This window comes from Alicyclobacillus sp. SO9 (genome assembly GCF_016406125.1).
In the GTDB taxonomy this organism is placed as follows: Bacteria; Bacillota; Bacilli; order Alicyclobacillales; family Alicyclobacillaceae; genus SO9.
In genome coordinates, this window is the sequence record NZ_CP066339.1 from 4,898,317 (window position 1) to 4,913,155 (window position 14,839).

A 14,839-nucleotide genomic window follows, 5' to 3' on the forward strand; every position below is an offset into this window, starting at 1 on the left:
TTCGTTTACGGAACATATTTTATTCAGGCATAGCCAATGGAATACTCAAGAATAATCGTAACACATTATCCTTGGAGGCTGTTGGTGAACAAACAGGCGTTTACTGGAAACCTGCCCATCACTTTGGCGTGTAGACTTCAGTCTTGGCGCTGTGTATCCAATGAAATAGAACGCTCTGAGCGGGAATATGCCTTCGCCCTTCTTCGTACCGTCGTCTAAAGGTTCTCGAATCCACTCATCCGAAACGACAGCATGTTCCACTCAAGGACTTGATCCGCGACGGGATCCCGCAGTCATTACGAGATCCCCTTTAGACAAATTTACAATTGAGACTTTTGCGTCTCCACCTCGTGCTGATGCGATTTCCATTCATCAACCAGTTTACGGGCTTCCAACTTTGGATCATCAGCCTCTGACACTGCAGTCACCACGAAAAAACCATTGACGCCGGTCTTGGCAAGCTCTGAGATATCAGCGAGTTTAACACCGCCGCCGATGACAACAGGAATTGGACTGATTCTAGCCAGCTCGGCAATTTCGTCAAAGCTCCTGGTAACCACTTTCCCGTCTATATCAAGTCCACAGTCCGGTTTGGTTTTTGTTTCATGCAACGGCCCCGCCCCAAAGTAATCCACGTGAGTTACATCCGCCGTTTTGATATACTCAAGCAATTCATGGGTTCTGGCTGACAACCCGACGATAGCATCTGCTCCTAAGTACTCCCGACACACTTCGACCGGAATGTCTGTTTGCCCGACATGAATGCCGTCCACTTTTATTCCGCTACTTCTGGCGGCAAGAACCACATCAAGTCTGTCATCCACAAGCAGCGTGACTTCGTCCGACTTGCCAGTTTGCGCAATGACGTCGGCAACCTCACGGGTTAGCTCTATCAGTTCCCGTGCTGAGGCTGTTTTTGATCGGATTTGCACACATGTAAACCCGGCCTCAATGGCATCGCTGACAATCGGTGCAACTGGACGCCCCTTTGTATTCTCGGGCCCCACGACAAAGTAGGCAGAAATATCAAGGCGCTTCCTCATCTTGATTTGACCCTCCTAAACTCCCTTAATTTTCGAAACTCCCTAGACTTCTTCAATTTCCAAAGGATTCTCGGCAATCTCCTCTGCAGCGGCTTTATATAGTTCATCAAGGAATGCTATTTGAAAACTCGCCGGAGCGTTCGCCTTACATTCAGCTCGGCTCGCTGCAAGGTTATACACCGCAGTACCTGTAAGTGCCGCAATAAAAGGCGAGGCAACAGTTGCATAGACAGCGACGACTCCGCCCAATGAACAGCCCGCACCAGTAATCTTCTCCATAAAGTGAGAGCCTCCCAGAGAGAACGCCACTATGGAACCATCTGTGACTAAGTCTGTTTCTCCGGATACAGCCACAGCCCCACCTGTCCATTTTGCTAGTGCCACAGCCGCTGTTTTCGCTGTACTCACTGAATCTGTGGAATCGACGCCGCGAACATTAGACTCTTTCCCCCCGTCTAATCCCCATAGACCAGCAAGCGCAATGATTTCTGACGCATTGCCTCTGATGACACTTGGCTTGTAAGATTGAAACTGTTGCAGCAGCTTTGTTCTGAGTGAGCCGATGCCTATGGCAACCGGATCGAGCACCCATGGTTTCTCAGAATTGTACAAAGCTTTGGCTGTACGAGGCAGAGTCTCTTCATAAATGGGAAACAGAGTCCCTACGTTAATGTAAGTAGCCCCTCCAGCATTTGCCAGAAGTTCACCTTCATCAGGCAAATAAACCATAGCGGCGGACCCTCCGACGGCAAGTTGTGCATTGGCTACAAAATTAATTGTGACAGTGTTTGTTATGGACCCCGTCATGGGATTTGTCCGGCGTACAGTCTCAACGGCTTGAATTATCTGGCTTTTGATATTGTCCTTATTGACGGCTGCCATGTTTAACTTCCTCCCAAAATACTAGTTTTAAAAAGGCGCCAGCAAGATATCTATCCAACTAACACCACAACTGCCGATGCGATAAACAAACAGATACGCACTCAGATAAATAAAGAGTGAGTCATTTCTTGCGGCGTTTACTGACTTGTCCTTCGAAGCGCCCAATCTTCAACTTGAAATGCCATATCAAAGAATGCATATTCAAGCCAACAACTCTTCCTATAGGCAGATTGCATCGCACAGAGATACGTCTCATCTGCTGACTCGGCAAGTTCATCAACTAAGGAAGTTAATACCGACAATCCGGATACCATAGATTCACTGGAATAGAACGTGAGCCACTGGTAGAAAGGATGGTCTTCGGTTGGACGAATATCCCGCATCATCCGTTGAGCAATATCCACATAGACTTGGTGGCATGGAAGAACCGCGGCAACGATCTCCCCAAGAGTACCTGTCTGTGCAATAGACAGCAGGTGATTCGAGTAATGATATGCGGTTGGGGCTAATTCAACAGGACGGCGGGTAATTTCCGAATGGACAACACCAGCTGCTGTACAGAGGTTTTGATGAGGGATGGTCTCACCTTCCAGGAGAACTCCAATGCGGTTGAAAAACAGACGCAGTTGGTGTGGAGTGCGTGATTTGGCTAAAGCCAGGCCATAGACTCTACAATACGTATCTAAATACTGCGTGTCCTGTTGTACGTAATGAATTATTGAATTTTGCGGGAGTTTTCCGTCAGCAATCCCCTGCACAAAGGGGTGTTGATAGATTTCGCGAAAAATGGACTGTTCTTCTTGGCGAAGATAGTTAGAATACGACATAAGAATAGCCTCCTTTTGTGGTGGAGGCCGCTTCGGGGAGGTCGAACATCAAAGAAACCCATGACGATCTCTTTGGTGTACGCCGCCACTTTCCTCCGCTGGTATTATCCAGGTCAGGTACGAGGGTTCAAGGATACCTCCTTGTCTCAGCTACTGCTCCCCTAGTGGCTCCATATTCAATAATGTTCAGTCACAATTAATATATCATAGACGACACGTCTGGCATACCATAGAAAGTTTGAGTGAATCCCAAAATAGACTATAGTGGTGATAATACGTTGTATGAAAGGGACATCTCATGCAAATCACTTTTAGCATTCAAGGTGAGAAAGCCGACCTCGTATCCTACTTTTTTGGGAAACATCCTGACCATCCTTATCATCGGGATACAGAATTTGGAATCGTTGAATTTAAATTCATTGAATATACCGATGCGTTTGTAAAAGGCTTTGTTGCTTTTCATGCCAATGGACTGGCGATGACACAAGACAGCGGCTATAGAGGGCTGGAGCAATACATTACCGACAGGGAGTTTTCTCTGTCCACCATTTTTCTCACCAGCATTCGCAACAGTATTGGCCATGTGCTGAGTCCGGACTACGATAACATCGACAGGCTCTATAACGTCACTCTCGAATTTGGCCCCGTATCCACCAAGTTGTCGGACGAAACGGTGCAGGAACTTCTGACCCCCCTTGGATATGAAGTTTCTATTGAGCACATTCAATCACATTACGGATTTGTGTCAGACAGCGGTCAAGTCATGGCCATGACCCTTACCAAGGAAACGGACATTGTCTCTGTCTTCAGGCACCTGTATGTCTTAATTCCTGTCATGGACAACTACAAGCACCACCGCATTGCAACGAATGAAGTAGAAAAACTCGTCCGGTATGGCAGCGGATGGCTTGAAAGCCACCCTTTGCTTGACTTTATCCTGAAACGATATCTGCGTTATAAGGCCAATCTCATTGAAAGCACAGTTCAGCAACTTGGGGTGCCTGCCGCACAGCAAGGGACAGATTCGGCGCTCAAATCAGCCTTAAACGACCTTCGCTATGAAACGTTTTTGCGGGAAATTCAAAAGCTTGGTGTCCAGCAGGTGGTAGATATGGGGGCCGGCGAAGGCAAACTGCTTCGCCTGCTTGTGCAAAATCAGAACTTAACCGAAATCATCGCGACCGATCCCGCCGAACAAGCCCTCACCAGCATACACTACCGCCTGGCTGAATGGCACAAGGATGGATCTGGCACTGTGCTGGTGGAACCGAAAATCCTGCAAAGCTCCCTCTTCTACCGAGACGAGCGGCTCGTTGACAAGGAGTGCATTCTCTTGTGTGAAGTCATCGAACACATTGACCGCAGCCGGATAGATGAGACGATGAATCTGTTACTGACCTTTTACCACCCGCGCGTTCTGCTGCTCTCGACGCCCAACCGGGAGTACAACGAGGTGTATGGGATGGGGAGTGAGTTGAGGCATCGGGATCACCGGTTTGAAATGAGCCGACAGGAATTTCACGATTGGATAAGGATGCACAGCGAACAATCCGGATACGCCTATGAAATTAAGGGAATTGGAGATATGGACCGTGACTGTGGTCAGCCCACACAAATGGCCGTTCTCATCAGGGAGGTGAATTGACATGGAATTGGACTTTCAATATAACGAAATCATCATCTTGTCAGGGCCGTCCAGCACGGGCAAAAGCTACTTTGCCAAGTCACACTTTACGCCTTCGCAAATCTGCAGCAGCGACGAGTTCAGGCTGGCTATATCCGACGAACCCTTTCAGGCTCAAGCCCCGAGAAGCACTAGGGAAAATGACGGCGACCCCAACCGCGCCCGAACCACCTCCGCCAAAAGGTTTCAAGCCATGTCACAAGATGCCTTTTGGCTGCTGCACCAAACTGTGGCCATTCGTGCCAAGCACGGGCAACTCACGGTTATCGACGCGACCAGCCTGTACCTTGAGGACATCGAATCCTATGTGAAGATAGCTCAAACACAGCATATACCTGTCTCTGTCGTCGTGTTTAACACACCGCTGGAAACTGCCCTGAAGTATGACGCAACGCGACAGTTCCCACGGGGCGAAAAAAAGCTCAAACAACAGTTTCGCGCAATGAAGCAGCTTCTAAAACGAAAGCGAGACATGAATCAACTGGGTGTGCGGAACATTTACGTCGTGACAGATGCTGCTCACACCAGCCTGCATATCCAGCCAAACCGCCTCTATGTAAACCTGGCATCAGGCCTCGACGTGATGGGCGACGGCCACGGCTTGCTGGCATCACGAATTGCCCTAATCAAACAGGCTGGATACGTGCAGGGAGAAGACGGACTGTACCGTCACCCAGACGGACGGAAACTGGTTTATCTGAACGATGAGACCAGCCGCGGGTCGGAACCTGTCGATGCAAAAAACGTCGAATACGGGCAGTATCCATCCATTGCGATGATAAACATGATGAAGAAACACGTCGAATCAGGCTTGGCGTATGCTGTCGACTCCAACCATAACTACAAAATATGGCGCTGGCTTGAAGGCAGAAAAGTGTCCATGAAACATGGTGACGAAGTGTTTGTGAAAGAGATGGAGGCGTTCGAACAGGAGTACGGAGCAGATAAGACTGCCGTAGTAAAGAAGGAGTGGGCTCAGTTCTTAAAGTCCTTGCCGTCTCACCTGGTCATTGAGGATGACGGTCATGTTCGTGCTGTGGTTGTCCACGCGGGCATTCACGACGACATGATGGGCAAAGAGGATGAGACCGTTCGCGATTTTTGCCGGTTTGGACCGACAGATGGATTGTTGGAGAACGGGAAGCCCAACCGTCTCGATTGGACCCAAAACCACCACAACGGTGTGCTGGTTATTTGGGGACATGTCCCTCATCCTGAAGCACAGGTCGTTGGCAACACCATCAACATTGACCAAGGCGGCTACTGCGGCCATTACCTGACGATGCTCCGCTACCCGGAGATGGACATCGTCCAGGAAAAGGTTGCACAGAGTTTTGTCCCGGATGAAGATAATCCAATTTTGCAGTATTACCAAAACCGATTTGATGTACCTTTGATCCAGAAATACAATGAAGGCTTCGAGGTTGCTACCAGGTGGAAGAAACTCCGTGCTCACCCGGATTACGTAAAGTCTGCTATTGAGACCGTGAGCACACACAGCGCAAGGATCGAAGAAATGTTCTATATACCGCCAACCATGTCTCCCCCGCCAAAGACGTCTACGTTGGAGGACTATCTGGAACATCCGCAGGAAGCCTTCGATTACTTCGAATCCTTGGGCGTGAAACGCCTTATTGTAGAGAAGAAACACATGGGAAGCCGGGCAGTTCTCGCATTGTTCCGCACAGAACAAATTGGGAAACGCTACATCAACCGAGCTACACTGGGGACTATTCTCACTCGCACGAACGCTAAGTTTTTCAATGACGAAGATGAGCAGCGGATTGTTCATAAACTGGTTGCGGATTTTGCACCGTACTTCGCTGAAATGAACACGGATGTACTGCTGCTTGATGCGGAAATACTGCCGTGGAACTTGAAAGCAGCTCATCTCATTGAAAACCAGTACGGCCTTGTTGCAGACGCAGCACTGTATACACGTGAGAAGCACCTGCAGTCGCTCTCGGAGTTTAAGGAAAAACACCAGTCAGACAGGGCGCCGAACGCAGGGGCTGGTCTGGATGACAGTGGAAGGGACGGAGTGCAGAGACAGCAGGATCTGCAGGATGGGCCACAGGGCGTGCAGGGATCGCTCGGAGTGCCGAAAGGACCGCAGGGTCCGCAAGGCAGGCAAATTGATGTGGAGATTGCTGCCGCTGAGCAAAAACTGGACAACGCCCGCCGGTTTCAACGGGCCTTCACCTACTTCTGTTGGAACCTGGACAAGCCTGACGCCATTCAGATTGCCCCGTTTCACATACTGGGTTTCGACTCGACGTCACACTTCGACAAGACCCACGAATGGCATATGCAGCAAGCACAGCGGTTGGCAGCTCTGAGTGATCTCGTCATTGACACGCCATACCGTGTGGTCGAAATGTCGGATGAAAAAGCGAAAGCTGACATAATTGACTGGTGGGCGGAAACCACGTCTGAAGGACACGAAGGCTTTGTGTTCAAGCCGCTCAATTTTATCGCAACCTCTGCACATCGCGATGGCAATAAGGCTGATGAATTGATTCAACCTGCCATCAAAGTTCGCGGACGTGAGTATTTGCGTATTATCTATGGCATGGATTATTTGGAGCCGGAAAACCTCGAAAAATTAAAAAAGCGCTCCACCAAGAAGAAAATGCGGAACGCCTTGAACGAATTTATGCTGTCTATAGAGAGTGTCGAGCGTTTTTTAAAACTGGACAGAGTGGACAGAATTCACGAGTGTGTCTTAGCGGCGATGGCTTATGAAAGTGAACCCATGGATCCCCGGCTTTGATCTGTCAGTCGACCACTTTTTATGGCAATCCAACCCAGACCCGTTCCGATGGCCATGAGCACTATGGCGATGACGGCCATCGGCCAGCCCACGTCCTGTGACTGAAACAGTTGTCCTGCATTCAGCTTCACTGCCGCGATGAGTCCAACAGACAGCAGTACAGAAGCCGTCATACCCGCGAGAATGACAACCTTGGGAATGAAGAGCAGTTGCAATTCTTTCATTTTATATTCCGATCTCTTTACCACAAGGGCCTGCGCCACGGTCCCGCCGATGAGCAGCATTGCGGTTAGTACCAAGTAGCCAATCAAGTAGCTGTACACATGAACTTGTGGGTGCCAAAGCGCAACTGTACCCGTTGCCGCTGCAAATAGCAGCAAAAACAGGACAGCAACAGAGAACGGCCGCAGCACCTCTTTTTGGCGGTTTACGAAAGCCCTTTTTACTGCCGCGTAAGTGAGCGGAAGGCCAACCCCGAGAAACACGAAAAACCCGATGCAGCCAACAATGAAATTGCTGTCGTACAGCACATTGAAAGCCGGATACTGTTGTGCGGCAGCTTGGTACGTATTCGTTGGATCAGGCAGCCGCTGCAACAAACTAAAACCAACACCATAAATCATAAACGCACAGAATGCCAAGACAGTACTGCGCTTCAGCTTCTCCACCATCATGTTCACTCCGTTTCGTATACTCTCATACTCGTAATTCAAATGCGCGTCCAGCGCTCCGAACAACAGACTGATGGCAGTGCGAACAGTAACATCGTGTTGCATCAGAACTTCTGTCACTTCATCCTCATACCGATTGCGCCACTGGCGTGGATAGAGTTTTAGCATCCACATCATTAAAAGCCCTCCAGGATTTGCAAGCGGGATCGGCCCACCGATGAAACCTGTTCCAAAGTCTCCACCTGTTTTTTCAAGGCCGTTGCGCCATCGCTCGTGATTTCGTAAGGTTTCCTCCGTTCCTCAGAGTCAAGCGCTCTGATCCATCCCCGCTTTTCCAGCCGGGTGATAGCACCGTACAGTGTCCCCGGTTCCAATTGCGTACCGCTGAATTTTAGAATGTCTTCCATCATGGCATATCCATGCTTCGGACCGCTTGCCAAACTAGACAGAATTAAAAACGATGTATCTGCAAAGCGACCCAATTCACCCGATTTCATTCTCTTCACCTACCGTCTTGTGTTTGCACTTCCACGTGCTACAGCACCCGCACCGCCACTTACTAAGCAGCACGTATTAATTACTAATTACTAAGTGCAACTGAATATTAACCTACACTAGGTCAGGTGTCAAGGTCCTCGGAGGGCCAGGGGGCCGATCAGGGCGGGCTGGGCGGGCTGGGGGCTTGCGCCGGGGACGTGCGCCGGGGGCGATTAGTGCCTGAAAAGATCCCTATTCGCGGAGGGGCGATGGAATAGGGATCGCAAAGATCCCTAATGCCACCGGGCCCGAGGCATTAGTGTCATAAATGGACACTAAGTTGGGGAGCGTCGGGCGGGAGCCTGGGCGTTAGGGTGCAACGGGATCCCTATTGTAGAGGGCCTGTTGGGGATAGTGATCCCATCGATCACTATCCTCTGGCGGGTGTCGTAATAGGGAGCAAAAGGATCACTAACCACCGTGACAACGAACACATCCGACGGCCCGGCCGCCCCGCATCTGTACATTTTCTGCCAATTGCCCACTCAACGCCAGCTGCAATGGACAATGGGAACTTTTCCGCTTATCTCTATTGCCGATCCCGCTGCTGGCAGGCGAGGCTGGGGCGTGCGCCGGGGACGTGCGCCGGGGGCGATTAGTGCCTGAAAAGATCCTTATTCGCGGAGGGGCGATGGAATAGGGAGCGCAAAGATCCCTATTGCCACCGGGCCCGAGGCATTAGTGTCATAAATGGACACTAAGTTGGGGAGCGTCGGGCGGGAGCCTGGGCGTTAGGGTGCAACGGGATCCCTATTGTAGAGGGCCTGTTGGGGATAGTGATCCCATCGATCACTATCCTCTGGCGGGTGTCGTAATAGGGAGCAAAAGGATCACTAACCACCGTGACAACGAACACATCCGACGGCCCGGCCGCCCCGCATCTGTACATTTGCTGCCAATTGCCCACTCAACGCCAGCTGCAATGGACAATGGGAACTTTTCCGCTTATCTCTATTGCCGATCCCGCTACTGGCAGGCGGGACGGGGGCGTGCGCGGGGAGTCGGGAGGCGATTAGTGTCCGGAAAGATCCCTATTCGCGGAGGGGCGATGGAATAGGGAGCGCAAAGATCCCTATTGCCACCGGGCCCGAGGCATTAGTGTCATAAATGGACACTAAGTTGGGGAGCGTCGGGCGGGAGCCTGGGCGTTAGGGTGCAACGGGATCCCTATTGTAGAGGGCCTGTTGGGGATAGTGATCCCATCGATCACTATCCTCTGGCGGGTGTCGTAATAGGGAGCAAAAGGATCACTAACCACCGTGACAACGAACACATCCGACGGCCCGGCCGCCCGCATCTGTACATTTGCTGCCAATTGCCCACTCAACGCCCGTTGCAATGGACAATGGGAACTTTTCCGCTTATCTCTATTGCCGATCCCGCTGCTGGATGGGATTTTGCAGGAACTAACAAGAGTCTCCTCGAAGGACTCTTTTCAGGAGTGGCAGTCATTGGCCGGAGTTGGATCACCACTCGAAGTGACAAAGGAGACAAGTTTAATGGCTGAAATTGTGAAAATAAGGGCCAGCGTGTTTATTGGCGGAATGAACTGGCTTCCGCCGAGAGAAACTCCCGAAACGAGAGAGATTCATGAATATGCGGCAGACGGACGGTGGTTTACGGCAAATGCTGTAAATACGGGTCGATCCCGCGTTGAGCAGGAAGTAACAGTGGATTTTATGAAGCGAAAATTGTTCACATTCGCAAATACGGGAGTCACAACACTTAGGGTGACCGAGGCGGACGGTAGTCAATACTTGAAGGAGGGCAAAGCAGCTACAGACGGAATTGTCGTGAAAGAGGAGTCGTGGAGCATCCATGAGGTCTCATTTGTGATGAGGGCCAGTGCCCGCAATCCGCTTCGTCTTGATGCCCCAACTGTAGACTACGAGGTAAATGCAACGGTCCAAGAGAATGGAACGATTCAGGTTTCAGGTTCCCACGATGGTTTTCCGTGTTACGAGTTTTACAAGCAAGTAGATTTCGGAGAATTTGAATTGATATATGTGCATAACTTTCATGAGACCGGTGACACGCCGGCAGCAATGTCGGGTGATATGGAGTACCACTTTGAAAAAACCTGTTAGTCTGTCAAGGCGCGTTCGGGCGTGCAACGACGCATATGACAAGGTCATTGACAAGGTCATCGTATGAGTGACCCAACTCAGAGACGGGGAAAGGACACTGCCTGTGAATCAGCTTGATTTGTCCTTGAATGAATTGGACGCACGAGACATCCCGCAGATTGTCAGGTTGTCTGAAAGAGTTGGCTGGGACTATGACGAAGCAGAAGTGAGAACCGTCATGGTATCGGGCAAGGTATACGGTCATAGAAATTCCTCGGGTGAAATCGTTTCCTCGGCGGCCATCGTCCCGTATACGAATGGTCTCTCGGACGTGAAGTTAGCGTCACTGGGCCTGGTCATTGTTCACCCAGCGTACAGAGGCCTGGGATTGGGCACAAAGGTCACGCTAGAGTGTATGCAAGGTCTCCCGAAGACTGTACCCATCATGCTGATTGCGACGCCTGAGGGCGAACGGCTGTATCAACGGCTGGGGTTCGGACATGTTGGCAGGGTTCAGAAATTTTTATGCGATCACGTTAAATACCAACAAACTTTCAGTTCAGCCAGCACTCACTACATCATTGAACCTTACGTCCCCAGCGATTTTGCTTATGTTACCAATCTTGATGAAGCTGCTTTTGGAGCACGACGAGATACTTTTCTGTCAGTGCGTCTGCGTCAGGCGAAAGCAGCGGTTGTCGCCAAGAACAGCGCGAGGAAAATAGTCGGCTATGCTTTATCGATAGAAGGAAGTGTGAATCTGATAGTCGGTCCAATTGTAGCCCCTGACTCAGACACGGCCCTTCACCTCACAGCTTATCTTGCACACGCATCCAACAAGAGACTTCGTATTGACATCCCTGCCGAGCAAACCAAGTTCGCAGCTGCGCTGCAACAATCAGGGTTCAGACTTGAGGCCCAGCCGCCGATTATGGCTTTAAATCAGGCTAGTTTGCCGAATCGCCGCAATTCCCATTTATTCTCTATTGCTGCACAAGTATTTGGGTGAGGAGATAATCAAGTGAACGAAAATGAGTTCATGAAACAAGCTCAACAACTGATTGTCTTGGCAAGTGCGAAGGACTACTCACAAGCGCAAAAGCTCATTTCTGGCATGAAGCGGCAGTTCCCCGAGAAAACAGCTTCAATACGACTGTGGCAGGCTTGTCTCTATGCGCTTGCAACAGACTACGAATCAGCTGTCCGCGAACTGGAGGAGACAGTTGAGAACGGTTATTGGTGGAACCCGGATAGTCTTCGAAACGAGACTGATTTAGTTCCATTGCATGACGATCGCCGTTTCAAGCAACTCATTCAATTTTGTGAAACTCAGTTGCAGGAAGAAAAAAAACATGCCAAAGCGGTTGTCAAAGAGTTCGGGAACCCAACATCTGATGTCGTTGTGGTTGCATTGCACTGGCGAGCTTCAAACATTAAATCCTTCTCTGGCTACTGGCTGCATAAGAAAGCTTTAGAGGAGTACCGGTTTGTATTTATTCAGTCTTCACAGCTGATTGGACCCCACTCATACGGTTGGGATGACCGTAACATCGCAAAGAAAGATATTGCGACTTGCCTGGCTAATATGGACCTGTCAAATCGGAAAGCAATCTCTGCCGGCGCTTCCCAAGGTGCCGTACTTGCCATAGAAGAAGCTCTGGAACGCGATGAGTCGCCTGGCTTTGTAGCAGTCGTACCGGCAATTAAGGACATTGCAGAATTACGACAAAAAGCTGAGACGAAGCAGGGGATGAATAAGTCTGGATTTATCGTGACGGGACTGGAAGACCATTTCTACGAGATCTCGCGTGAAACGTCATCCGTCTTAACGAGTGTCGGCATTCCCACGGAACTGATTGCTAAAGAGGGGTTAGGACACTTCTCCCCCGCGGATTTTGAAGAAATTGAGAGTAAAGCAATTTGCAGCCTTGCAAACAGATGGGGCTAATAGAAACGCCGTCGCGGTTTATTCCGCATAATTAGCGCCGTCTGTGCAAAGAAACCAAAGGAGGGAACGACAATTGCCAATGTCCGAGTACTACAAAAAACTACGCCAGAAAATCGGAACCCAGTTAATTTTCAGCCCAAGTGTTATAGGGATTATTCGAAACGAGAAGGACGAAATTCTGTTCGTACAGCAGGCTGTTGATACAACGTGGGGGTTTCCTGCAGGCGCCATTGAAATTGGAGAGACACCCTCAGAAGCTGTCGTTCGGGAAGTCTACGAAGAGACTGGACTGAGCGTCGTACCGACAGGCCTGTTGGGAGTATTCGGCGGGGATGAGTTTCGTTGGGTGTATCCTGACGGCAATCAGGTTGAGTACCTAAACTTCGTCTTCGAATGCAGTGTAGAAAGTGGTACCCTTCAGCCGGTTGACGGTGAAATTGGAGACTATAAGTATTTTCCCGTTGACTCCTTGCCGCCGCTTCAGTTCTCCTATCCCATAGAGCTGTTCAAAGCCAGGACAACGTCACGCACATTTTTTCAGAAACCCGCAAGAAACAAATGATGCTGTTTTAACTGTTTTGACGTATGGCATCTCCCTGCCACCGATGTCTCTCTTCAAACTCTAGATATGTTCGTACACTCTGCGTAAGGGTTTGATAATTTTGTGCCGAACAATACGTTTCACTCGCCGAGGAACCGACGGTAGATCCGACTCTGCCGATGTTTCGCTGGAAGACTCACTTCCGTTCTTTTGGCACGCTTCAATCTTCTTCTCTTTATCCTTAATAATTTGTGTCTTTCTCTTATCAGCCTGACCTAAATCCGAGACTAAAGACAAGTAGAACGTGTCGCGTTCCGATGAAAGCCGGTCATCCAAAACAATGCGGTGTAATTCGTTCATGGAGTCGCGGTAATAGTCAAGGGTATAGTGGACATAAAACGGCCCCCAGGGATGGTCTTCAAAGGACACCAAATCCTTGTGAAAAACACTGATGCAATGCACCGGATGGGTTTCGATGACATACCTGTCCAAAGTATCCCACAAGTGATTGTAGTGCGGGACATCTATCTTCAACACCCTTCCGCTGGTCTCAAATTGCTGACGCCCACCGTCTTTGTTCATATACTCTCCAACGTTTCTGGCCTGGTGCAATACAATCTGACAATGCGGTACCTCTGCTTGGAGAAACGCAAACAGTTTGTCAATGGATTGTTTCCACAGTGCTAGATACTCGTCATGGTTGTCACGAAGGTTCAACCGCCTGACGTTCATATCACCGGAATTCATGTCCTGTACCATGGCTTTGTAAGAGCTTGTCTTTTGAACCATCCAGCGGTTGTCCGTGATAAATTGATTTGGCCCAAGTTGAAGGCAACCGAAGTGAATGTCCGCAAAGAAATCGAGAATCAAATACGAAGGCTGTTTGTCCTTAAGCTGTTGGAGGAACTCCTTGGAGAAATCGGTCCGAACATTCCATTCTTGATAAGCAGATAAATTGTCCGCAGCGTCCGGGACATATGGCGTGGATTCGGACATGAGGCTGATGATAGAAGACTGATTCTGTGTCAAGACACACTGGTAGAAATTCTTATAGTTTGAAACAAACTTTGAATTGAAGAGATCTCTTGAAACACAACTTCCGAGCACAGCAACATCAATCGTCATACAGAGAACACGCCTTTTAAGTAAGTTTTCACCCTTACTTCCAGTGCGACAGCCGATGGGCTGTTCAAAACTTGATGGACTGCACATGGGTTCTCTTTCGACCAGGCTTCCCAGTGGCTTCCCGGTCTGCCCTGTTACACTGCCTTTTTTCTGTACATGACATTCGTCAAAGCGATGAGCAGGCCGCTCAGAACATACCATCCTGCTACCTTTAATTCTAACGGATCGCCGCCTCTTAAAATAATATAAGCGCCAAACACATTCAATATTAAGACGGAGCCGAGATTGAAAATGTTCCACCGACGCAGATTGCGCAGGGTGAGGACATCGATGAGGGCTGTAGACATAGCGACGTGGACACCGGGATGCGTACTGTAACCGGTGGAATATCGAATCATAAGAAAGGTAATGACGAGAATCACGGGATACTGGGCGTAATTGTACAGGGTATACAGGATTTTGAGAAACATTCTGCCTGTAGATGCTTTGCGATTAGCCGCTTCTTCCGCGGGCCATAACTCATAAAAACCCAGCCCAAGCACGCGCGAAATCTGCCGCGCTGTGTCCAACGTGGGTTCAGCCCTGCCGTTCATCAGGCGACGCATCTCGCCGCGAGATATGCCTGCCTCGTGTGCCACCCAAGCCGGCTGAATGTCCCGCTCTTCCAAAATCTGCTTCAAAGTTGTTTCCATCTGTCATTCTCCTGGCGAAATAGATTTGAGCCCCTGAATAAAGACGTGTG

The 14,839-nt window shown here is 49.7% G+C and carries 13 protein-coding genes and 1 riboswitch; of the genes, 6 read left to right on the forward strand and 7 right to left on the reverse strand.

The window, feature by feature from the left end:
- Positions 1-320 precede the first annotated feature (320 nt).
- The 3 genes from GI364_RS22900 to tenA form a co-directional block, all read right to left on the reverse strand.
- Positions 321-1,043 (reverse strand): thiamine phosphate synthase, encoded by a 723-nt coding sequence (locus GI364_RS22900; RefSeq protein WP_233095924.1) that lies wholly within the window; start codon positions 1,041-1,043, stop codon positions 321-323.
- Between the two features lie 42 nt (positions 1,044-1,085).
- The gene (gene thiM, locus GI364_RS22905) at positions 1,086-1,925 is read right to left on the reverse strand and encodes a hydroxyethylthiazole kinase (protein WP_198851475.1); all 840 of its coding nucleotides are present in this window, start codon (positions 1,923-1,925) and stop codon (positions 1,086-1,088) included.
- A 137-nt stretch (positions 1,926-2,062) separates the two neighbouring features.
- A complete protein-coding gene (gene tenA, locus GI364_RS22910) occupies positions 2,063-2,752 on the reverse strand; it encodes a thiaminase II (protein ID WP_198851476.1) in 690 nt (229 codons plus the stop codon).
- A 73-nt stretch (positions 2,753-2,825) separates the two neighbouring features.
- Positions 2,826-2,925, reverse strand: a riboswitch (TPP riboswitch).
- Between the two features lie 125 nt (positions 2,926-3,050).
- Between tenA and GI364_RS22915 the strand changes: the two genes are divergently transcribed.
- Positions 3,051-4,397 (forward strand): hypothetical protein, encoded by a 1,347-nt coding sequence (locus GI364_RS22915; protein WP_198851477.1) that lies wholly within the window; start codon positions 3,051-3,053, stop codon positions 4,395-4,397.
- A gap of 1 nt (position 4,398) precedes the next feature.
- Positions 4,399-7,209: an AAA family ATPase gene (locus GI364_RS22920; RefSeq protein WP_198851478.1), complete on the forward strand. Its 2,811-nt coding sequence runs from the start codon at positions 4,399-4,401 to the stop codon at positions 7,207-7,209.
- Here the strand turns inward: GI364_RS22920 and GI364_RS22925 are convergent.
- Positions 7,176-8,057, reverse strand: a complete 882-nt coding sequence (locus GI364_RS22925; RefSeq protein WP_198851479.1) for a hypothetical protein — start codon at positions 8,055-8,057, stop codon at positions 7,176-7,178. The genes GI364_RS22920 and GI364_RS22925 overlap by 34 nt on opposite strands.
- On the reverse strand, positions 8,057-8,377 hold the full coding sequence (locus GI364_RS22930) for a PadR family transcriptional regulator (protein ID WP_198851480.1): 321 nt from the start codon (positions 8,375-8,377) through the stop codon (positions 8,057-8,059). Before GI364_RS22930 ends, GI364_RS22925 begins: the two co-directional genes overlap by 1 nt.
- A gap of 1,539 nt (positions 8,378-9,916) precedes the next feature.
- Between GI364_RS22930 and GI364_RS22935 the strand changes: the two genes are divergently transcribed.
- From GI364_RS22935 to GI364_RS22950, 4 genes are all read left to right on the forward strand, one after another.
- Entirely contained in the window at positions 9,917-10,504 is a 588-nt protein-coding gene (locus GI364_RS22935; protein WP_198854174.1) for a DUF3238 domain-containing protein, read from the forward strand.
- A 67-nt stretch (positions 10,505-10,571) separates the two neighbouring features.
- Positions 10,572-11,492: a GNAT family N-acetyltransferase gene (locus GI364_RS22940; protein ID WP_198851481.1), complete on the forward strand. Its 921-nt coding sequence runs from the start codon at positions 10,572-10,574 to the stop codon at positions 11,490-11,492.
- A gap of 12 nt (positions 11,493-11,504) precedes the next feature.
- Positions 11,505-12,431, forward strand: coding sequence for a TPR end-of-group domain-containing protein (locus GI364_RS22945; RefSeq protein WP_198851482.1), 927 nt, complete (start codon positions 11,505-11,507; stop codon positions 12,429-12,431).
- A gap of 73 nt (positions 12,432-12,504) precedes the next feature.
- Positions 12,505-12,993, forward strand: a complete 489-nt coding sequence (locus GI364_RS22950; protein ID WP_198851483.1) for an NUDIX domain-containing protein — start codon at positions 12,505-12,507, stop codon at positions 12,991-12,993.
- A 60-nt stretch (positions 12,994-13,053) separates the two neighbouring features.
- On the opposite strand, the gene GI364_RS22955 is transcribed toward GI364_RS22950, so the two are convergent.
- Together GI364_RS22955 and GI364_RS22960 are read right to left on the reverse strand one after the other, a co-directional pair.
- Positions 13,054-14,097, reverse strand: a complete 1,044-nt coding sequence (locus GI364_RS22955; RefSeq protein WP_198851484.1) for a DUF6270 domain-containing protein — start codon at positions 14,095-14,097, stop codon at positions 13,054-13,056.
- Between the two features lie 134 nt (positions 14,098-14,231).
- Positions 14,232-14,789, reverse strand: a complete 558-nt coding sequence (locus GI364_RS22960; RefSeq protein ID WP_198851485.1) for a helix-turn-helix transcriptional regulator — start codon at positions 14,787-14,789, stop codon at positions 14,232-14,234.
- Positions 14,790-14,839 lie beyond the last annotated feature (50 nt).

Bases quoted from the DNA above. Each gene is read 5' to 3' on its own strand.
- GI364_RS22920 (WP_198851478.1), top strand. From the start codon at position 4,399: ATGGAATTGGACTTTCAATATAACGAAATCATCATCTTGTCAGGGCCG.
- GI364_RS22925 (WP_198851479.1), bottom strand. From the start codon at position 8,057: ATGATGTGGATGCTAAAACTCTATCCACGCCAGTGGCGCAATCGGTAT.
- GI364_RS22915 (WP_198851477.1), top strand. From the start codon at position 3,051: ATGCAAATCACTTTTAGCATTCAAGGTGAGAAAGCCGACCTCGTATCC.
- GI364_RS22955 (WP_198851484.1), bottom strand. From the start codon at position 14,097: ATGACGATTGATGTTGCTGTGCTCGGAAGTTGTGTTTCAAGAGATCTC.
- GI364_RS22900 (WP_233095924.1), bottom strand. From the start codon at position 1,043: ATGAGGAAGCGCCTTGATATTTCTGCCTACTTTGTCGTGGGGCCCGAG.
- tenA (WP_198851476.1), bottom strand. From the start codon at position 2,752: ATGTCGTATTCTAACTATCTTCGCCAAGAAGAACAGTCCATTTTTCGC.
- GI364_RS22930 (WP_198851480.1), bottom strand. From the start codon at position 8,377: ATGAAATCGGGTGAATTGGGTCGCTTTGCAGATACATCGTTTTTAATT.
- thiM (WP_198851475.1), bottom strand. From the start codon at position 1,925: ATGGCAGCCGTCAATAAGGACAATATCAAAAGCCAGATAATTCAAGCC.
- GI364_RS22960 (WP_198851485.1), bottom strand. From the start codon at position 14,789: ATGGAAACAACTTTGAAGCAGATTTTGGAAGAGCGGGACATTCAGCCG.
- GI364_RS22935 (WP_198854174.1), top strand. From the start codon at position 9,917: ATGGCTGAAATTGTGAAAATAAGGGCCAGCGTGTTTATTGGCGGAATG.